Origin of the sequence: Stenotrophomonas sp. AS012628 (assembly GCF_010608305.1) — a bacterium.
GTDB lineage: Bacteria > Pseudomonadota > Gammaproteobacteria > Xanthomonadales > Xanthomonadaceae > Stenotrophomonas > Stenotrophomonas geniculata.
In genome coordinates this window covers 1-265 of the sequence record NZ_VMBJ01000147.1, presented here as the reverse complement: position 1 = coordinate 265, position 265 = coordinate 1, and the positions used below count along the sequence as shown (strand labels likewise).

1 protein-coding gene is annotated in these 265 nt (G+C 68.3%); it reads left to right on the top strand.

The features are described from left to right. Nucleotides 1–67: 67 nt before the first annotated feature. Nucleotides 68–265 (top strand): SHOCT domain-containing protein (locus G5A07_RS21350; protein ID WP_262405909.1); only part of this gene is annotated, 198 nt, incomplete at its 3' end.

Below are 265 nucleotides of genomic sequence, written 5' to 3'. Positions count from 1 at the left end.
ACGCAACGAAGGCGGCATCGCCGGTACGGGTGCGGGTTTGGCGGCAGGGCTGGCAATGGGCCAGGCGATGGCCGACAGCCTGCGTACCGCTGTGCAGGGCAACCCTGGCGGTGCGGCAGCTCCTGCAGCGCAATCTGCCGCCGCCGTCCCAGCTGCTCCGGCAACTGACGACCCCTCGGCACGCCTGGCCAAGCTCAAGGAACTGCTCGACAAGGGCCTCATCACGCAAGCGGACTTTGATGCCGGCAAGGCTGCCGTGCTGAAG